The sequence below is a fragment of the Sporosarcina newyorkensis genome (genome assembly GCF_900167515.1).
In the GTDB taxonomy this organism is placed as follows: domain Bacteria; phylum Bacillota; class Bacilli; order Bacillales_A; family Planococcaceae; genus Sporosarcina; species Sporosarcina newyorkensis.
The window spans coordinates 433,271-452,996 of sequence record NZ_FUYJ01000002.1; the positions used below are offsets into that span (position 1 = coordinate 433,271).

At 43.4% G+C, this 19,726-nt stretch carries 20 protein-coding genes and 1 pseudogene; 15 read left to right on the top strand and 6 right to left on the bottom strand.

The features are described from left to right. Positions 1 to 15 precede the first annotated feature (15 nt). Positions 16 to 519 carry a sigma-70 family RNA polymerase sigma factor gene (locus B5D59_RS06305; protein ID WP_078817302.1) on the bottom strand — a complete coding sequence of 168 codons (504 nt, stop codon included), beginning with the start codon at positions 517 to 519 and terminating at the stop codon, positions 16 to 18. Positions 520 to 898: 379 nt separating this feature from the next. Between B5D59_RS06305 and B5D59_RS06310 the strand changes: the two genes are divergently transcribed. Beyond that, positions 899 to 1,477, top strand: coding sequence for a competence protein ComK (locus tag B5D59_RS06310; protein WP_078817303.1), 579 nt, complete (start codon positions 899 to 901; stop codon positions 1,475 to 1,477). A gap of 106 nt (positions 1,478 to 1,583) precedes the next feature. Here the strand turns inward: B5D59_RS06310 and B5D59_RS06315 are convergent, their stop codons facing one another. After that, positions 1,584 to 1,910: a hypothetical protein gene (locus B5D59_RS06315; protein WP_078817304.1), complete on the bottom strand. Its 327-nt coding sequence runs from the start codon at positions 1,908 to 1,910 to the stop codon at positions 1,584 to 1,586. A gap of 194 nt (positions 1,911 to 2,104) precedes the next feature. On the opposite strand from B5D59_RS06315, the gene B5D59_RS06320 reads away from it, so the two are divergent. Further along, a complete protein-coding gene (locus tag B5D59_RS06320) occupies positions 2,105 to 2,809 on the top strand; it encodes a gamma-glutamyl-gamma-aminobutyrate hydrolase family protein (protein WP_078817305.1) in 705 nt (234 codons plus the stop codon). 50 nt (positions 2,810 to 2,859) lie between these two features. Here B5D59_RS06320 and B5D59_RS06325 read toward each other — a convergent pair whose 3' ends face one another. The 3 genes and pseudogenes from B5D59_RS06325 to B5D59_RS06335 form a co-directional block, all read right to left on the bottom strand. Continuing rightward, positions 2,860 to 4,839 carry a methyl-accepting chemotaxis protein gene (locus B5D59_RS06325; protein ID WP_078817306.1) on the bottom strand — a complete coding sequence of 660 codons (1,980 nt, stop codon included), beginning with the start codon at positions 4,837 to 4,839 and terminating at the stop codon, positions 2,860 to 2,862. 144 nt (positions 4,840 to 4,983) lie between these two features. After that, a pseudogene (locus B5D59_RS18685) lies at positions 4,984 to 5,067 on the bottom strand (YjcZ family sporulation protein); the annotation flags it as partial. A gap of 120 nt (positions 5,068 to 5,187) precedes the next feature. Beyond that, the gene (locus tag B5D59_RS06335; RefSeq protein ID WP_078817308.1) at positions 5,188 to 5,304 is read right to left on the bottom strand and encodes a YjcZ family sporulation protein; all 117 of its coding nucleotides are present in this window, start codon (positions 5,302 to 5,304) and stop codon (positions 5,188 to 5,190) included. 177 nt (positions 5,305 to 5,481) lie between these two features. On the opposite strand from B5D59_RS06335, the gene B5D59_RS06340 reads away from it, so the two are divergent. Beyond that, complete coding sequence (locus B5D59_RS06340; RefSeq protein ID WP_078817309.1) at positions 5,482 to 5,763, top strand: hypothetical protein; 282 nt, start codon at positions 5,482 to 5,484, stop codon at positions 5,761 to 5,763. A 26-nt stretch (positions 5,764 to 5,789) separates the two neighbouring features. On the opposite strand, the gene B5D59_RS06345 is transcribed toward B5D59_RS06340, so the two are convergent. Next, a complete protein-coding gene (locus tag B5D59_RS06345) occupies positions 5,790 to 6,542 on the bottom strand; it encodes a DUF2268 domain-containing putative Zn-dependent protease (protein ID WP_078817310.1) in 753 nt (250 codons plus the stop codon). Positions 6,543 to 6,765: 223 nt separating this feature from the next. Between B5D59_RS06345 and B5D59_RS06350 the strand changes: the two genes are divergently transcribed. The 12 genes from B5D59_RS06350 (at position 6,766) to ftsX (ending at position 19,718) form a co-directional block, all read left to right on the top strand. Then, positions 6,766 to 8,238, top strand: coding sequence for a methyl-accepting chemotaxis protein (locus B5D59_RS06350; RefSeq protein ID WP_176132516.1), 1,473 nt, complete (start codon positions 6,766 to 6,768; stop codon positions 8,236 to 8,238). 162 nt (positions 8,239 to 8,400) lie between these two features. Next, a complete protein-coding gene (flaG, locus tag B5D59_RS06355; RefSeq protein WP_078817312.1) occupies positions 8,401 to 8,775 on the top strand; it encodes a flagellar protein FlaG in 375 nt (124 codons plus the stop codon). Positions 8,776 to 8,793: 18 nt separating this feature from the next. After that, on the top strand, positions 8,794 to 10,296 hold the full coding sequence (locus B5D59_RS06360) for a flagellar hook-associated protein 2 (RefSeq protein ID WP_078817313.1): 1,503 nt from the start codon (positions 8,794 to 8,796) through the stop codon (positions 10,294 to 10,296). A 34-nt stretch (positions 10,297 to 10,330) separates the two neighbouring features. Continuing rightward, the gene (gene fliS, locus B5D59_RS06365) at positions 10,331 to 10,732 is read left to right on the top strand and encodes a flagellar export chaperone FliS (protein WP_078817314.1); all 402 of its coding nucleotides are present in this window, start codon (positions 10,331 to 10,333) and stop codon (positions 10,730 to 10,732) included. A gap of 11 nt (positions 10,733 to 10,743) precedes the next feature. Next, positions 10,744 to 11,082 (top strand): flagellar protein FliT, encoded by a 339-nt coding sequence (fliT, locus tag B5D59_RS06370; RefSeq protein ID WP_139365959.1) that lies wholly within the window; start codon positions 10,744 to 10,746, stop codon positions 11,080 to 11,082. Between the two features lie 68 nt (positions 11,083 to 11,150). After that, entirely contained in the window at positions 11,151 to 11,522 is a 372-nt protein-coding gene (locus B5D59_RS06375; protein WP_078817316.1) for a PilZ domain-containing protein, read from the top strand. 118 nt (positions 11,523 to 11,640) lie between these two features. Beyond that, entirely contained in the window at positions 11,641 to 12,201 is a 561-nt protein-coding gene (gene hpf / locus B5D59_RS06380; RefSeq protein ID WP_009765757.1) for a ribosome hibernation-promoting factor, HPF/YfiA family, read from the top strand. Positions 12,202 to 12,870: 669 nt separating this feature from the next. Further along, the gene (gene secA / locus B5D59_RS06385) at positions 12,871 to 15,369 is read left to right on the top strand and encodes a preprotein translocase subunit SecA (RefSeq protein ID WP_078817317.1); all 2,499 of its coding nucleotides are present in this window, start codon (positions 12,871 to 12,873) and stop codon (positions 15,367 to 15,369) included. A gap of 276 nt (positions 15,370 to 15,645) precedes the next feature. Beyond that, positions 15,646 to 16,747, top strand: a protein-coding gene (prfB, locus tag B5D59_RS06395) for a peptide chain release factor 2 (RefSeq protein WP_171805920.1) whose coding sequence is annotated in 2 segments (ribosomal slippage) — positions 15,646 to 15,717 and positions 15,719 to 16,747 — 1,101 coding nt in all. Because the reading frame shifts where the segments join, the coding sequence is not laid out codon by codon here. A gap of 866 nt (positions 16,748 to 17,613) precedes the next feature. Next, positions 17,614 to 17,961 (top strand): cytochrome c551, encoded by a 348-nt coding sequence (cccB, locus tag B5D59_RS06400; RefSeq protein ID WP_078817319.1) that lies wholly within the window; start codon positions 17,614 to 17,616, stop codon positions 17,959 to 17,961. A gap of 196 nt (positions 17,962 to 18,157) precedes the next feature. Continuing rightward, on the top strand, positions 18,158 to 18,844 hold the full coding sequence (gene ftsE / locus B5D59_RS06405; protein WP_078817320.1) for a cell division ATP-binding protein FtsE: 687 nt from the start codon (positions 18,158 to 18,160) through the stop codon (positions 18,842 to 18,844). Then, entirely contained in the window at positions 18,834 to 19,718 is an 885-nt protein-coding gene (ftsX, locus tag B5D59_RS06410) for a permease-like cell division protein FtsX (RefSeq protein ID WP_009765750.1), read from the top strand. Before ftsE ends, ftsX begins: the two co-directional genes overlap by 11 nt. The last annotated feature ends 8 nt before the right edge of the window (positions 19,719 to 19,726 follow it).

Here is a 19,726-nt window from a genome sequence, read left to right on the forward strand (position 1 = left end):
AGGTGTATAGGGGGTTCAATCGCTCGCTAATTCCAACAATCGCTGTTTCAGTTTCCGAAGAAGCCGTTCCCGGCGTTTTTTCACACCTGCGATTGAAATCCCGAAAAACTCAGCGCACTCTGTTTGTGATGTTTTTTCTACGAACAGCATGTTAAGCAACTGTCGCTCTTCCATCGTCAATGCTTTAACAACAGTACTCAAACCGGCATGTATCTCTTCCGCGTGCGTAGAGAAGGGAACCGTGCCACCTAGCAATTCTATCGTTTCTGTTTCTACCGACGTATTTACCGCGCTAAAGCGATTTTCCCGTTTTATTTCATCGAGCAAAGCTCCGTAAATTGATCGATAGGCAAATGGAGTGAAGTTTCCTTTGCTTTCATCAAACCGTTCCCACGCTTGCCATAATGCCACACGTCCAGCTTGGCGGTACTGTTCAAAATCACGATAGATATTCAACTTACGAATGACTGCCGAAATCATCGGCTCGTATTGTGCCAATACTTCTTCAAATGAATTCATGAAAGCGACCTATTCAGGTCGTGCACGACACCTTGTATTCCCTGGGTGCATTCATCATAGGAAGTTTGGGTTTGAAAATCGAATCGCTATTTTTCAGCTTTGTCTAAGGCAGAACTTTGAAATACTGTAGAAAGATTTCAAAGGTTGCTCACAGAAACAAAAATAGTTGGGTAATTACAGAAAAAGAGGAAAAAATGACAATGTTCTCACTCTATTAACAATAAAATCAGAAAAATGGGAAAATTAGATAGACGAAAAGATTACTGTAGTATACAATAGGTGAAAAGACAGGGAGAGGATAGATCTAATTTATGTAGACGGAATTGGCGGAAGAATAAAGATTCGTTGATAGTATGTCTTTTTTGGGGGGCATAATAGGATGAAAAGGGAGATGGTGGGAATGGAAAGTAACAAAGAAACTGTGATTACACCGAGGACAAGTGTGATTTTTCCACACTACGACTCTGCAGGGAAGTTATGTGCCAAAGTGCTGATAGACGGTCAATTTGTTTCTGTAGATATGAGCCCGACAAATATGGTGGACCTAAGCTTACGCTATTTTGGCTCCAGTTTACGGGGAGCTTTCGATGGATCCAAGTCAATATTAGGAGAGAAAATCAGCATGCCGCCGGTCGTGGTCAATGAACGGTTGAAACTGTATTGGTTTCCGACCAAGTCACCTTCCAGCGATGACTGTATTTGGCTATCCCTCGGTCATATTTACAAATATGTGAAAGTGGATAAAGGGCATACAAAAGTGATCTTGACCGACGGATCTTCCGTCACGATTCCTCTTAGTCTCCATTCATTCGAAAGAAGATATCAGCGTGCAGGTATGCTGAAACTCATAATAGAGGGAAGGATACGTCAGCATGCATATTACGAACAAGCAAACGGTGTGACATACTCGATTTCAAAAGATGCCAAAAAACGAAACTTTGATGTCTCGGAAAGTTAAAGAAACCGACATAAGGAATAGCGTTCCCCATAATTGGCGGAACGCCCTTTGCAATTTTGGAAACATTCACTTGGGGACTTTACGAAAAAAGAGTGTGTGGAATAATTTAATGTACTCGCTTTAATAACGCTTCGTGTTCAATGGAACGGCTGGAGAGGATATCGATGATGGCGTGCTGGTTGTCTTGTCTGTCTGTCAATTGTTTGACGCGTTCATTCGTTTCCAGGACAGCCTGCTTGATCTGGGCTTGTTCGTCTTTGAGGAATTGAATATCTTGCTTCATTCCAGATAACTCTTGTTTGATGCCTGAAACATCTTGCTTCATTGCAGATATCTCTTGTTTGAAACCAGAGATTTCTTGCTTCATTCCAGACATCTCTTGTTTAATACCGCTGATTTCCGAAAGAATTTCTCGTAGTAATACTTCGCTCATTTTGCTCACCTCCTATTATAGTGCATTTATTATAACATGGAAGTTTGTCGAAAGGTATCCTCCTTCTGAACGTTAGGAAGATGAAAAATAGATGTTTGCAAATCGGGTTAAGTTACTCTAGAAAAGGGTAACAAGTTAGATAGTGTCTTTTTTTCACTGTGAAGCAGCAGTATATTAAAAGGAGAGTGCAAGGGATGAAGCCGTTGATTGGGATTACTTCAGATTTGGATCAAAATGGGGAGACGTTGGTACAGTCAAATTACAGCCGGGCAATTTTGCGCGCGGGTGGTTTGCCCGTCGTCTTGCCGGCAGGATTGGAAGATATAGATGAAATTTGCGGTCGTTTGGATGGTTTGCTGTTGACTGGCGGGGAGGACGTCAATCCGCTCGTCTACGGAGAAGAGCCACACCAGGAGGTTGGCAAATTGTCGCCGGAACGTGATGAGATGGAACTTGCGCTGGCTAAATGCATGACAGAAAAGGATAAGCCGGTACTCGGGATTTGCCGCGGCCATCAAGTTTTGAATGTGTCGTTTGGAGGAACGCTTCATCAGCATATTTATTCTGAGTTGTCTGCTGAATTGGTTCAGCATAAGCAGCAGGCAGATCGTGAGTTTGCGACACATTCCATTGATATCATTGACGATAGTAAATTGGCAGGATTTGCAGGGACTTCAGAGATCCAAGTGAATTCGTTGCATCATCAGGCGGTGAATGAGGTTGAAGCGCCTTTAGTGGTAACGGCTGTGGCAAAAGATGGCGTGATCGAGGCACTTGAAAGTACAGAACATCGTTTTGTCATGAGCGTGCAATGGCATCCTGAAGCGCTCATGAATCGTGATGATCCGACGTCGCTAAACTTATTCAAGCATTTTATCGAAGCATCGAGTCAAGCATAAGAGGGAAAACCAAAAGGACTTGTCGATGGACAAGCCCTTTTTGCATTCGGTTAAACTTTAAATTGTTCTATGACTTCAGTCAGTTTCTCGCTCAGTTCAGTCAGTGTTTCGGCCGCATCCGTGACAGATTGGATGGCGCGTAGCTGTTCCTGTGATGAAGCACTTACTTCTTCACAAGCCGCTGCTGTTTCTTCAGATGTAGCGGACATCGTCTGGATCGTCAATGTCACTTCGTCTTTATGAGCGGCTATTAAATCAATTTCCTCTGTCACGGTGTCAATGGAATCGTGCATGTCATCCATCAGAGAGGAGAGTTCCTTGAAGGTTTCCTCAGTGCCTTGTACGACCAATCCTTGCTCGCGGAACGTGTCGATTGTTTCTTTCATTTGTTCCGAGACGATTCTTGAGTCTTCCTGTAGTTCTTCAATGGTCACTTTAACGTCATCCGTTGCACGTGCGGATTGTTCAGCAAGCTTTCGTACTTCTTCGGCTACCACAGCAAATCCTTTGCCGTGTTCTCCCGCTCTTGCCGCTTCAATACTGGCGTTCAATGCCAATAAATTAGTCTGCGCGGAAATGTTCATGATTGTTTCCATGACACTTCCGATTGCTTGTACTTTTCCAGATAATGAAGAAATATCTTTAGTCATTGTTTCTAAAGTCGTCCCGGTTGTTGCGAATGAACGATTCAGTGCATTCATCTGCTCCTGGCCATTGGCGTTCTGGATACCTGTTTTTCTCGCGATGTCCTTCATTGTATCTGCCTTTACGATAATTTCATTGATTTCATGGCTGAGCAAATCGGTGCGTTCCGTTACGATTTCTGCATCTTCCGCTGATTTGGCTGCACCTTCTGCAATTTCATTGACTGCTTGGGCGACTTCCGTGCTTGCGGCATTGGTTTCTTCGGACACAGCACTCAGGCTTTCCGAATTGACGCGGACATTTTCTGCGGAGGTGCGGACGACTGAAATAATATCGTTCATATTCTCTACCATTTGATTGAAGTCTTGACCGAGTTCGCCGATTTCATCATTTGTTTTGATATCGGAACGGACAGTCAAGTCACCTGTAGAAACTGTCACCATCGTTTCTTTAATTATTTCGATAGGTTTGAGCATACGGCCGATTGCGATGAACAGGCCGGTAAATGTGATTGCCAGCGTAATGAGTGCGATGATCAACATGGAGTTTCGGAGAGAGTGAGCTAGACTATTGAGTGCATTTTCTTCGTAGACCGTCCCTACCTTCCAGTTGAAATCAGGCAATGTTGTATAAATATTGCGTTGTGCTTTTCCATTTTCATCTGTAAATGTGGCTACACCATTTTCGTGATCAAACATTTCATTAAAGTAAGGCAAGGTACTTAAATCTTCCCCAATTTTTGACGGATGAATGATGGCTAGTCCTTGTTGATCCAGTAAAACTGGATAGCCGCCATAACCGATGTCTTTGCTGGAAATTTCGTCGGTCAGCGCCGCCAAGTCAATATCTAAGCCGATAACTCCAGCCACTTTTCCATTCTTGGTAATTGCTCTTGAAACAGTAATGACGAAATTGCCTGTTGCATGATCGAGATAAGGGGCAGACCATTGGGCTTCTTCTGGGTTTTCGGTTGCTAGTTTGTACCATGATCTCTCGGAGGCAACGAAATCTGTTAAATCAGCATTTGGTTTTATGATTGTGGAATTTGAGGCCAATGAATAAAAAATAGACGATGTATCAGGATAGACTGCTAAAAAGTCTTCCAACGCCGATTCGAGATCAACTTCAGTCGTCTCGCCAGTTTTCCCTGTGAAAGAAGTGATGGCGTCCGTAGCCGCAAGTAAATTCAAACCATTTTCAAAGTTGTCCAAAAAGCTATATATACCAAAGCTTATTTCGTTTGCAATCGTGTTGCTGGATTCTACTGCATTCGCGATAGATTGTTTCTTTGCCTGATCATTCGTCATGAATGTCATCAAGAAAATACCGACAATGAAGAGGGCCATGACCATTAGAATAATTTTAATTTTAATAGATCTAAACAAGTGGTGTTCCTTCCTTCCTGCTCTTTAAATAGAACACTAGTATTATCGGTTGAAATATGAGTGTCTTAATTTGTCGAATGAATAAAATATAAAAAACCCGTCGTAAAAATCGACGGGCTGACAAACCATTACTCCTTCTCCGTTTTATAGGCAAGCAGCGCCAACGATAATGAGAAGGATAAATAATACGACAATCAATGCAAATCCACGACCTGCGCCATATCCGCCGCAGCCGGCTCCGCCAACATTACCACCGCCGCCATAGCCACAGCCACCGCCACCGCCGCATCCATATCCACCGAATCCGAACATTTTATTCACCACCTTTTCCGTTTCATTTAGAAATTATTAACAGCCGTATCCCATAAACCCTGCGCCGACAATGATCAATAAGATAAATAACACGACGATCATTGCGAAACCGAAACCACCGTTGTAACCTGCTCCTCCAACTGACTCACCCATAGTTACTTCACCTCCAAATGTGGAACTATCCTTATCGTATGCAGAAATTTTCAGAGTGTCTTGGCTTCTCAAAAGAATTTAGGATGTTTATTTTGGAACCCATCATGTACGGATGGATCAGACGTATGCCTTTTAATGGCATACGCTGTGTATAGGAGTGACTGAGGGGGTGAAAAGATGTCGAGTTGTGGATTTTACGAAATGTGTCAGCGATATCATGGCAGAGCAGTTACGGTTCAGACGAAGGATGGCGGTGTTTATCGTGGCTATATTCGAGAAGTAGATCGACGGCAAGTTGTAATCGAGCCGATCGGTAGACCTCGTGGATTGGGCGGCTTTGGTTATGGCGGTTTTGGTATAAGAGGATATGGTTTTGGAGGATATGGCTATGGCGGATATCAACGAATTGCGTTAGGTGCGATTGCGGGCATTGCTTTATTGTCCTTGTTTTTCTGGTAAGAAGTAAGGGAGGAAGCTGTCGTGGGTTACGACAGCTTCTTTACCATTTGTTCTGCCGAAACACCAAGTAAACCAGCCGTTGTAAGCCCTGAAGATTTCATATACCTCCCTACTAAAAAATAACCGACTGCGTAACCTGCCATGCGTGGATTGCCAGCCGTACCATTCACTAGATGCTCATGCGCCCATGACGATTTTGGCAGCTGACGGTTCGGAAAAAACAATGTCTCCCAAAATTCTTCCAACTGACTGGCCGTATACCAATTTGTCCAGCCTGCTACCAATTGACTCCCGAGTCGTTCACGGACCGCATGCTCTGCAAGACCTTCCAATACGATGGCATCTAGTAGCGTATAATCGGATTCGTTCTGAAAAAATCTTGAAAGTCGACAAACATGATGATATTCATGCGTAACGACAGCTTTGATCTCAGACTCGCTACAATCAGGAGGAAGAAAGATGAATAATTTATCATTGAATGCTAAACCGGATTTTGTGGAATGAGCTGGGAGAATGAAAGTAGGGATTTGAGGACCTTGCCATTCCTTACGGAGCAGTTTGATTTCTTTTTGGACAATATCCCAAGCTTGTAATCGCTGAAGTTCTGAAACGACTTGTTTAGCTGGTTTGGTAGGATAGCTGTAGAGACCATGAAACGTCAGATGGTCATAGATTTGGCCTGCGGTAGCACCTTTAAAATAGCTTGTCAACTTTCGACAGAGTTCGATAGGGCGCTCATAACACTCCAGTAGCCATTGGTTTGTATCAGGGTTTGACATTGAACCCTCCTTTCTCTATTTTACCTAATCTTATGTAGTAGGTTAAGAAGTTATCAAACGTTAAAGGAAAACTTCATATAGATCCTAAGACCCTTCGGAGAATGGAAATGAGCACTATAAAGTATAAGATAGGCCATCGGAATTATATGAATGGCCATTCATTCATGCTACCTTAATATTACTATGTTGCCAATTATACTGGTATAGTGAAAGGGGATGTATGATGGATATTGAACAGGTAAAGCGAGAGGACTGGATACAGAAGAACAAAATTATGGGGTTAGGTTTTGGGATTGCAGCGGGGCTGGGGCTGATCGCACAGTTTATTCAGCAATCGGCTATGGAGATTATTTTATCGGTGGCCATACCATTTGCGATAGCAGCTATGCTGTATTTTTATTTTTTGTTCACTAAGCATGAACTGATCACGAAATATTTGCCTTACTTTTTGATACTGATGAATTTTGCGATTGCGGTTGGAGTCATTTATTTTTCCGAAGCGAATTTAGGGTCAATTGGTATTATCATTTTGCTGCTTGTGCTGGGGGGCATTCACGGTAAGATGGGTATTATGGCATTTGGATATGTGTTGAGTTTGATTGCATTGCTGTTGAATAATGCGCGTTTTGTTGAGCCAGAATTGGTGGCGGCGAGCGGAAGTAACCTCGTATTGCTTCATTTCTTAGGTGGAGTGATATTGCTCTTGGTCGTGCGCCAAAACGCACGCAATTTTAAGCAAGTCGAAGAATATGCCGAATTGACAGCGGAAAAGATGCGCAAAGAAGAGCAGTTGGCACAAAAACTAGATCAAGCGGTTGAAAAAATCACCAGCAATCTGGGCCAGCTTCAAGTTAGCTCCGAGACTTCCGTATCATCTCAGCTCGAAATGTTGGTTGCGATTAATGAAGTGAGCGCCTCCAGCCAAAATCAAGCCGATCATATAATGGAAATTGCTGAGAGTACAGAGAATACACATAGTTCTGTGACGCGCATTTCGGGACAGATGGGTGAATTAGCGATACAGACAGACGAAGCAGGCCTGAAAGCAGAAGAAGGAACGCATCAAATTAGTGAACTAAAACAACAGATTGACCGTTTTTCCGAATTCTTTGAGGAACTGGATGAAACATTTAAGGTGCTTTCTGACAAAATCAAGGAAACGAATACATTTGCAGGCACGATCAAGGAAATTACGGAACAGACCAATTTGCTTGCCTTGAACGCCAGTATTGAAGCAGCGCGAGCGGGCGAGAAAGGAAAAGGCTTTGCAGTCGTTGCGGACGAGATTCGAAAGCTCGCTGGGTTGACCGACGGAACGCTGAAGAAAATTGATCTGAATTTATCCGAAGTAAATACATTCAATGAATTATCGGTAGGCAAGTTGCAGGACGGCTTGAGACAAGTCGCGGAACAAGTGAAAGTTGCAGATCGCTCCAATACATCATTCGCTGAACTGTTCGGCACGATGACGACATTGCAAAGCGCCTTACATGCATTCATGGATGACTTCGAATACATCGCAAGGAGCAGTGAAACAGTCTCTGAACGTACAGTGGAGTTTGCGTCCATCATCCAGGAAAGTACGGCGGCAATCGAAGAAATGAACGCCACGCTGACAGAGCTGACGGGCGAGCAAGAACAAATAGCAAAGTATATTCAGGAAACGCATGAAGAAGCTGTGCAGCTGAGGATATAAATTTTTATACAACAAAAATCCGCCACTCCCTTAATGAGAGGATGGCGGATTTTTTTAAATTCAGTCGGTGGGAAGATTTTCATTTGTTTGGCTCAACATCTCTAGTTTGAAACCGATATTAGTAATAACGAATGTTGATTTAAAGACGGGGGGGTTCCATGTATGGTTAGCCGAATAGGCAGTGGATCCACGCCACAACCAGTACAGTCATCCTATGATAGTGCGTCCATTGAAACCGAAAGACCAGTTACAGAAGTACAGCCAATTAAAGACACCAGGCAACAACCGCCTCCTGAAGAGCGGAAAGAACTTTCAAAAAGCGATGCGAAGCAGCTGACGGACGGCATGAATAAGTTCCTCGAAAGCGTCAATACGCAGCTTCGATTTAAATTTCATGATAAACTGAATGAATACTATGTAACAATCGTAGATTCCCAGACGGATGAAATCGTGCGTGAAATCCCGCCAAAAAAATTGATGGACATGTACGCCTCAATGAAAGAATTCGTCGGATTATTGGTAGACCGAAAAATTTAAAGAAAAGGTGTGAAGTAAATGAGAATTGGTGGATTAGCATCCGGTATGGATACAGAAACAATCATCAGAGACATGATGAAAGCACACCGGATCCCGCTTGATAAAATTACACAGAAGAAACAATACACTACGTGGCAGATGGAAGATTATCGGAGTGTGAACCGAGATTTAAAAAAGCTTAGTGATAAATTGCTAGATAACTCGATATTACAGAAGAATTATTTACACAAAACTGTAAATGTTTCGGACGAGAACGCAGCTAGTATTCGATCAGTGAGCGGCTCAAGTGATTTTTCTGGAACTCTTGAAATAGATGTACTTGCTACACAAGCTACTTTACAAAGTGGTGAACTTAAGAGTGGTACAGAGAAAATCACTGATGAAATGGCTTCTAAAAAAACGCTTAAGGAGCTTGGCCTTGCCAATGTAGGAGCGACATTGAAAATCGAAGCTCCTGGAAGAGAAGCAGTTGATATTACCATCGAAGAGTCCGATACAATGACATCATTAATGAAAAAGATTAATGATAAAACCGGTGTCAATGCATTTTTTGATTCGGCATCTGGCAAGATTGCTATGAGTGCTAAAAATAGTGGGGAAGGTAATATTAAAATTACAGGCGATGCAGATTCAATATCAAAACTTCAATTAAATGTACCAGGTAAGGCAGGTATTGATGCCGAGTTTACGTTCAACGGTTTAAAAACTACCCGTCCATCAAATACATTTGAAATCAATGGTTTTGAAGTAACATTAAAACAAACAACGTCTTCACCGATTACTTTTAGTTCTTCTGCGGATTCCGATAAAATAGTAGATTCTATTACGGAGTTTGTAAATGATTACAATGAAATGATCGAAAAGCTAAACAGCAAAATTAAAGAGAAAAACTTCCGAGACTTCCATCCACTTTCTGCGGAACAAAAAGCCGACATGAAAGAAAAAGAAATAGAATTATGGGAAGAGAAAGCAAAGAGTGGTACCTTACGTAATGACCCAGCGATTTCTAGCATGCTATCAAGTCTTCGAGGGATAATGTCTAAAGTTATAAAGACAACTGATGCTGATGGCAAAGAAATTACAATCAGTTTAAAAGACATAGGAATCGAACCATCCAATAGCTATTCGGAGAATGGTAAGTTGATCATCAATGAAGATAAATTACGGGCGAAAATTGCGGAAAATCCAAACGCAGTATATGACTTAATTGGTCGTGATGATAAGGATACGAAAGGTGTTCACAGTGAAAATAACTCTGGTATTGCTCAAGACTATAGAAAAGCTTTACAAGATGTGCAAAAAAACATCTCGGCAAAAGCAGGTTCGTCAACAGCGGTCAACGACACATTCGCCCTAGGACGCTCACTAAAAAGTTTCGATAAACAAATCGAACGTTTCGAAAATAAATTGCAGATGATGGAAAGCCGCTATTGGAAGCAGTTCTCCGCGATGGAGCGTGCCATCCAACGTGCGAATGCTCAGTCTGCTCAGTTGATGAATTCATTTGGCGGCGGTATGTAACACACTTTGTAAGAAAAAAGGAGATTGACTGAACATGGCTATTAACAATCCTTATGCAGCATATCAAAACAACTCGGTGACGACTTCTACTCCTGGCGAATTGACATTAATGCTTTACAACGGATGCCTCAAATTTATTCAGCAAGGGAAAATGGCGCTGGAAGAAAGTAAACTTGAAGAAAAGAATGTTGCAATCCAAAAAGCGCAGGCTATTGTTACGGAATTGATGTTGACGTTGGATACTTCCTATCCGGTTGCGGAGAATATGTTGGTGCTGTATGAGTTTGTCAACAGTCGCTTGATCGATGGCAATATCAAAAATGACCCGGCGCTATTTGATGAAGCATCCGGGATTATTAAGGAATTCCGTGACACGTGGAAACAGGTTATTCAGGTGAATCGTTCAAAACAATATGCGAATGTGAATGAAATATGATTCGGGCTGCCATGACCATGTGGCGCGAACGTTCCATGCAATTGATTGCGTTAACGGAAAAAGTGGATGAATCGCAGCGGGACGAAGTGATCACAAAGATTGAGGGATTGCTCGACGACCGTGAAAAATTGCAACCGCATATTGCAGAACCATTCACAGATGAAGAACGAGATGCTGGTCAAGAGCTCATGCAGCTTGAAAAAGAAGTGCTAACGAATCTTGCGCGCTTCATGAAGGACATCCGCACAAATATTTCGGAGTCCCAAGCAAAGAAAGAAAATATCAATAGTTACACGAATCCTTACGGGAAAATGATCCAAGACGGTGCCTATTACGATACAAAACAATAAGAACCGAAAGAGAGCGCATCTCTTTCGGTTTTTTTACATAGAAATTCAATAAGAAGGGAGAATAGCGTATGCGCTATAATCGGCAGGACTATTTTAGATACGAGTTCAACCCACAACTACCTGCGAAGTTTCGACTTCAGTTGGATGACGAAGAGAAGAAATTGTCGAATGAAGGGGAGTGCGAGTTACTAGATATTAGCACGGGCGGCGTGAAGTTTTTTACGTTCCTCGATTTGCCTCTGCATCCTAAAAAACTTACTTTGCAGTTGGAGTTCATGCTGTATCAGCATCGGTTCGAAATTCTTGGCGCAGTCGTCTGGAAGCAGTTTGTCCAACACGGTTTTCAATACGGTTTCGAATTCGGTGAAGAGCAACGAGTAGATGCGCAAATCGTGGAGGAACTGAAAAAACGTGCGCGTCTGGAGAAACATTTGGAGTAAATTCATTGGTCTATACAAAATTTCTTGAAGTTTCAGCAAATTTCTCAAGTTTGCAGAAGGTATTTAAGGGTACTATGAAGAAGTATACTAATAAGGTTCAAATAAAGGAGGAGTTCATATGTTAGACTTCAATATCCGCGGTGAAAACGTCGAGGTTACTCCGGCGATCCGAGAGTACGTAGAAAAGAAAATACAAAAACTGGAGCGTTATTTTACAGAAGGTGCAAACGCAACAGCTCACGTTAACTTGAAAGTGTATAATGATAAACAAACAAAAGTGGAAGTAACAATTCCAATGAAGAATTTGACACTTCGCGCAGAAGAGCGCCACAGTGATATGTACGCAGCTGTTGACTTGATCGTTGATAAGCTCGAGCGTCAAATTCGTAAATATAAAACACGCGTCAACCGAAAATCTCGCGAGCGCGAAGGCGTAGCTGCTTTCTTCCAATCTGTTGAAGATAGTAACAACACACAAGAATCTCTCGACGACGATCAAGACTTCAACGTAGTACGGACAAAGCAGTTCGACTTGAAGCCAATGGATCAAGAAGAAGCCATCCTTCAAATGAACATGCTCGGCCACAACTTCTTCATCTTCACAGATGCAGAATCCGACGGCACAAACATCGTCTACAAACGAAAAGACGGCCGTTACGGTCTGATCGAAACAAACTAATCAACAATAAAACAAGTCCAGCTAAGCTGGGCTTGTTTTATTTATACATAATGATTTATGCCGAGCCTTAACTTATAGGATTACTTGTTGAGCGGTCCGGGATTCAGGGCAAAGATTTGCACTGAACAATTCGCCAGTCCACAGTGATTTCCTTAAATTTAAGAAGAAGCTAAATGTCAGATTGCAAAACTTAGATATATTATTAAATGAGTTCAAGCGTGTTAAGTAATTTTACGGCTAACCAAGCCTGCGAGCACTGCACAAAATCATTTAGCTTTTGAACTTTGATCACGCTAGAAGGCAACACCTTGTCCCTTATAAATCACAATGGACTAGCCATTATACTTCCTTTTAAAAGTAGGGATTGTAGCGGAAGACGGGCGACTCCGGGAGGATTAGCGTGAGTCTTGAGACCCTGGACTGAGCGAAGCGAGGGAAGCGGCTCAAGCCACGCCCTCCGGAAAGCGTCCCGTCTGTAGCGCAAATCCCCGGACAACCTAGCACTCTCACTCTGTCCTCTGAAAATCCATACGGCGGACCATTTGCACCAGGCTTTTGACAGTGCTAAAATGGAGTGTGACACAAATTCGTATTAGTGAAAACTTACCAGAACGAACAACTGGCGGGACAAACCTGCTTGATTGAAGAAGTTATGAGGATGTGACATAAATGCTTGGCGTATTGAATAAAATGTTTGATCCGAACAAACGTGACTTGAAACGTCTCGAAAAAGTAGCAGACCAAGTCGAAGCATTGGCTTCCGACATGGAAAAATTGTCAGACGATGAACTGACAGCAAAAACCGACGAATTCAAAACACGCTATCAAGAAGGCCAAACGATTGAGGACCTGCAAGTCGAAGCATTCGCAGTCGTTCGGGAAGCCGCTCGCCGCGTGCTCGGACTCTATCCATTCCGTGTTCAAATCATGGGAGCAGCCGCACTGAATGAAGGCAATATCGCAGAGATGAAGACCGGTGAGGGGAAGACGCTGACTTCTACACTCGCCGTTTATTTAAATGCCCTGACATCTAAAGGTGTGCACGTCGTGACAGTCAACGAATACTTGGCCAGCCGTGACGCAGCCGAAATGGGCCAGCTATATGAATTTTTAGGCATGAAAGTCGGCTTGAATTTGAACAGCATGGGCAAGGAAGAGAAACGCGAAGCCTATGAAGCCGATGTCACCTATAGTACGAACAATGAACTTGGTTTTGATTACTTACGGGATAATATGGTGCTTTACAATGAACATAAAGTTCAGCGCCCACTTCATTTTGCGGTGATTGACGAGGTTGACTCCATTTTAGTCGATGAAGCCCGTACACCGCTTATTATTTCCGGTCAAGCAGCAAAATCCCAAGAACTCTATCGTCTGGCGAATCGTTTCGTCATTACATTGAAAAAAGATGAAGACTATTCGTTTGATGAATCAACGAAAGGTGTCGTCTTGACAGAGGCGGGTATTGAAGCTGCAGAGAAGGCATTCAGCATCGACAACTTGTTCGATTTGCAGCACGTCACGCTGAACCATGCGATTAATCAGTCATTGAAAGCGCATGTCAGTATGCATAATGACGTAGACTACGTTGTGGAAGAAGGCGAAGTTGTCATCGTTGACTCCTTCACCGGACGTTTGATGAAAGGCCGTCGCTACAGTGATGGCTTACACCAGGCTATAGAGGCAAAAGAAGGTCTTGAAGTTCAGAACGAATCGATGACACTTGCGACGATTACATTCCAGAACTATTTCCGTATGTACGAAAAGCTTTCCGGCATGACCGGTACTGCAAAAACGGAAGAAGAAGAGTTCCGTAATATTTACAATATGAACGTCATTGCAATTCCTACGAATAAACCAATCGCACGTGACGACCGTCCAGATTTGATCTTTGCAACGATGGACGGCAAATACAAAGCGGTGGCGGAAGATATTAAAGAACGTCACGAAAAAGGTCAGCCTGTCTTGGTCGGTACCGTTGCAATCGAAACATCTGAAATCATTTCTGCTTTCTTGAAAAAGTATGGTATTCCGCACAACGTCTTGAACGCGAAAAACCATGAACACGAAGCAGAAATAATTTTAGACGCCGGTAAAAAAGGTGCAGTAACGATTGCGACAAACATGGCAGGTCGTGGTACAGATATTAAACTGGGCGATCATATTCAAGAAGTTGGCGGTCTTGCGGTCATCGGTACAGAGCGGCACGAGTCAAGACGTATCGATAATCAGCTCCGCGGTCGTTCCGGACGTCAGGGAGATCCTGGGGTGACACAATTTTATTTGTCACTCGAAGATGAATTGATGCGCCGCTTCGGTTCGGAGCAAATGAAATCGATGATGACGAAGCTCGGAATGGATGATTCCACACCGATTCAATCCAAAATGGTTTCGCGTTCTGTTGAATCTGCGCAAAAACGAGTCGAGGGGAACAACTTTGATTCGCGGAAACGTTTGCTGCAGTATGATGATGTTCTTCGTCAGCAACGTGAAGTTATCTATAAAGAACGTAATGATGTGTTAAGTTCCGATAATATACGTCCTGTACTTGAAGGGATGTTGAATTCGGTCATTGAGCGTGTAGTTGCGCTGCATATCGATGAGAACACAGTACATGCTAAAGGTCTGAAGGATTATCTGGAAGCGAACCTATTGCCGGAAGACTCCGTTACGGTCGCGGAGCTTCAAGGAAAATCTCAAGAAGAACTGCAATCATTTATTCACGAATTGGTGATTGCACGCTATAATGAGAAGGAGCAGGAAATGTCTGAAGACCGCATGCGCGAGTTCGAGAAAGTCGTCTTACTGCGTGCGATTGATACGAAGTGGATGGATCATATAGATGCGATGGATCAGCTTCGAAACGGAATTCATTTACGTGCGTATGGACAGACTGACCCGCTGCGTGAATATCAGGCAGAAGGATTTGCGATGTTTGAAGATATGCTGACAGCGATTGAAGACGACGCGACGAAGTATGTCATGAAAGCAGAAATCCGCAACAACCTAGAGCGTGAAGAAGTAGCAAAAGGGCAAGCGAACAACCCGAAAGAAGGCAGCGAACCGGCACGCAAAAAACCGATTCGCCGTTCGGTCAACATCGGCCGCAACGATCCTTGTCCATGCGGCAGCGGCAAAAAGTATAAAAACTGCCACGGCAAAGCGTGATTTTAATTAAGGCGATTTATTGATTTTATTTCCGAAGCTGAGTGTTTTCCATGAACATGCGAAAGCCCAGTTGATTGTAGTGGAAGGCGACGACTCCTTGGGGATCAGCGTGCGTCTTGAGACCCCGCAGGAGCAAAGCGACGAGGAGGCTCAAGCCACGCCCCCAGGAAAGCGTCCGTCTGCAACGGAAATCAACGTTGCAAAACCGTGCACATAGGATGTAGATTATTTAACTCGTTATTTAGAGAAACAACCACTCAGGAGGAAACAATTATGATGGAATTATCCGATGTTCGGAACGAGCTCGACAAAACAGCTAAGAAATTAGCGGACTTTAGGGGGTCTCTTTGACTTAGAAAACAAAGAGGCCAGTATGCAGGAATTAGAAGAAATGATGCTTGAGCCAGGCTTCTGGGACGACCAGGATGCCGCGCAAAAAGTCATTTCTGAATCCAATGCATTAAAAGATATTGTCGGGGAATACAATGATTTGAATGACACGCAGGAAAACTTAGAAATGACACTTGAACTGCTTCGTGAAGAGGCAGATGAAGAGTTGCAGGAAGAGCTCGTCTCCGAATTAAAAGAGTTCAAAGGACGAATGGATAAATTCGATCTACAGATGCTATTGAGCGATGAATTTGATAAAAACAATGCAGTGCTGGAGATACATTCAGGTGCAGGTGGAACCGAGTCACAAGACTGGGCTTCAATGTTGCTCCGCATGTATACGCGTTGGGCTGAGCACCATGGTTTCAAAGTGGAAACCCTTGATTATCAAGCAGGTGACGAAGCAGGTGTGAAATCGGTCACTTTGAGTGTCAAAGGTCATAACGCTTATGGTTATCTAAAAGCTGAGAAAGGCGTTCACCGATTAGTCCGTATCTCACCATTCGACTCTTCTGGAAGACGTCACACATCTTTTTCTTCCATTGAAGTCATGCCGGAATTCGACGGCGACATCGATTTGGATCTTAAAACAGAAGATATCAAGGTCGATACGTATCGTTCCAGCGGCGCGGGCGGACAGCACGTCAACACGACGGACTCTGCTGTACGCATGACACATATACCGACAGGCGCAATCGTTACCTGTCAAACGGAACGTTCACAGATCAAAAACCGTGAACGTGCGATGAATTTGCTTAAAGCAAAAATTTATCAAATACGCGTTGAAGAAGAAGAAGCTCGCTTAGCGGAAATCCGTGGCGAGCAAAAAGAAATCGGTTGGGGCAGCCAAATCCGCTCCTACGTCTTCCATCCATACTCCATGGTAAAAGACCACCGAACAAATGAAGAAACCGGAAATGTAAGCTCCGTCATGGATGGCGATCTCGACCCATTCATCAACGCTTACTTGCGTTCCAGAATATCCTAATCAAAAAGTGCAGAAATGCACTTTTTCTTGTTCTAATAAAGTAATAATGGGATTGTAAGACTTAGTAAATGCTCCGGGGATTTGCGCTCTGGGTGGACGCTTTCCGCGGGGCTCGCGGTGAGCCTCCTCGTTCGCTACGCTTCCTGCGGGGTCTCACCTGTCGAGCTGATCCCGCAGGAGTCGCCACCCGCCGCTCCAATCCCTACTTTTTGATGGGAATTATAGTGGCTTATCCATTGAAAATTCTAAGTGACAAAGCGATGTGTCCTTACGAAATTGATCAAAGTTCAAAAGCTAATGAAAAGAAGCAGTACTCGCAGGCTTCTTGTTCTTGAAATCACCTAACGCTATTTAACTAAGAGAATGAGAGATGCCCGTTATGTACTCTGAGTGTGGGGACTCTTCTCAGACTTTAAAAAAAGTACAATGGGCTTACTGTGTGTCCATCCCCACTAATTAAGGATTGGAGCGGAAGACGGTCGACTCCTGGGGGATCAGCGTGCGTCTTGAGACCCCGCAGGAAGCGAAGCGAACGAGGAGGCTCAAGGCCACGCCCCCCGGAAAGCGTACCGTCTGGAGCGGAAATCCCGGAACGCTTACTGAGTCATCTTTACTCATCGAGAAAAGTAATAGGCACAGCTGACTTGCTAAATTCCTTACACTTTATCTAAAATAAAATGTTTAATCCGCAATGTTTTGGTCAATACTATAGAGTGTATTCATTACCAAACCGTCCATTACGCAGAAGACGCATGGCAGCTTCCTTGTAGAATTTGAAAACTTGTCATTTCTGTTTGCTGTGGAACGAAGGTTTTTTGGTATACTATTGAATGTGAGAAAAAATTAATCAAAAGGGAGGATATTGCATGAAGAACAAACTTTTGGCTACCTTATTTGGAGCAGCGCTAGTGCTTGGTGCATGTGGCGGCGGTGACGACAACGCAGCGGACAAGCCAGCAGAAGACACAAATACCAACAACGGTGCTGAAACATCCAATGTAGACGCGGAGAAAGTCGTACAGACTAGCTGTGTGTCTTGTCACGGTGGAAACTTAGAAGGTGGAGCAGGTCCTGCATTGGACAAAGTTGGAGCTACTCACTCTGAAGAAGAAATCCATGACATCATCATCAACGGTAAAGGCGCAATGCCTCCAGGTATTATCAAAGGCGAAGAAGCTGACGCAGTAGCAGCTTGGCTTGCTGAGAAGAAATAATTATGTAACAATCGACCATTCTTGAGGACTCCTTGAGAATGGTCTTTTTCATGTTTGGAGAGGGTTAGCCAGGATTTCACATAAAAATACCCACTTAGACCATTTGATACATAACTGTAATACAAGGCATGTCGAATCATGCTATAATTAGTTTGGCGAACATGAATGGAAAACAAAATTCAGGTGGTTAAAATGTATGATTGTAATGAAAAATGTGTACAAAAAGTACCCGAATGGCGTAGTGGCTTCTAACGGAATCCACATTGAGATCACAAAAGGTGAATTTGTTTACGTTGTCGGGCCAAGTGGAGCAGGAAAATCCACTTTCATTAAGATGATGTATCGTGAAGAAGTTCCGACCAGTGGAACGATTTATTTCAATGGAACGGACTTAACAAAAATGCGCAGTAAAGATGTGCCTTTCTTGAGAAGACAGATCGGTGTGGTCTTCCAGGATTTTAAATTGCTGCCTAAATTGAATGTCTATGAAAATGTTGCATATGCACTAGAAGTAATAGAAGAAACACCGAGTGCGATCCGTAAAAAAGTGACTGAGGTATTGGAATTGGTCGGATTAACTCAAAAAGCAAGAATGTTCCCGAATGAATTGTCGGGGGGCGAACAGCAACGCGTGTCGATTGCACGGTCAATCGTCAATTCACCGAAGCTGGTTATTGCGGACGAGCCGACTGGAAACTTAGATCCCGACACATCTTGGGAGATCATGAAAATTTTTGAACGAATCAATGCGCACGGCACGACGATTGTCATGGCAACACATAACAAGGAAATCGTCGACACGCGGCGCAACCGAGTGATTCAGATAGAAGGCGGTCTCATCACACGAGATGAGTATGAAGGAGAGTACCGCTATGAAATTTAGAACGTTAAAACGACACGTGAGGGAAAGTTTCAAAAGCCTTAGCCGAAACAATTGGATGACTTTCGCATCTGTCAGTGCGGTAACGGTCACGTTGCTACTCATCGGCGTGTTCTTCGTCATCATGATGAACTTGAATCAACTCGCGGATAATATTGAAAATGATGTGGAAATTAAAGTGGTAGCGGATCCCGCGGCGGATCAGGAAGCGGTACAAAAGCTCTTAAAGAAAGTGAAGGAAACGCCAGGTGTGGAAGAGGTAGTCCATTCCACCCGAGATCAGGAACTTGAAAAAATGATCGATTCATTCGGAGATGAGCTGGCGCTGTACAAGCAGAGCAATCCGCTTGGTGACGCGCTTTATATTAAAGCTGCGGATCCGAAAGAGACGGCGAAAATCGCAAAAAAAATCGGTACATACGATTATACATACGATGTGGAATATGGAGAAGGTAAGGTTGAAAAACTGTTCAATGTGCTGAAGGTTGGTCGGAATGTAGGGCTTGTTTTAATATTGGCCTTATTATTTACCGCTATGTTCCTCATATCGAACACAATCCGTCTAACGATTGTGGCGAGACGAACAGAAATCGAGATTATGAAGCTTGTAGGCGCAACCAATAGCTTTGTACGAATTCCATTCATGCTCGAAGGAGTGTGGCTCGGAATTTTTGGTGCGATTTTGCCGATGATCTTGGTTACAGTCGCTTATTCTCAATTGTATACCGTATGGGAAGCCAGATTGCAAAATGAACTGTTTCATTTACTGAATCCAATGCCATTTCTATTGCAGTTGAATGGTTTACTGCTGTTCATCGCGGTATTCATTGGCGTATGGGGCAGCTTTATGTCAGTTAGAAAGTTCTTAAAAGTATAAAGGATTGA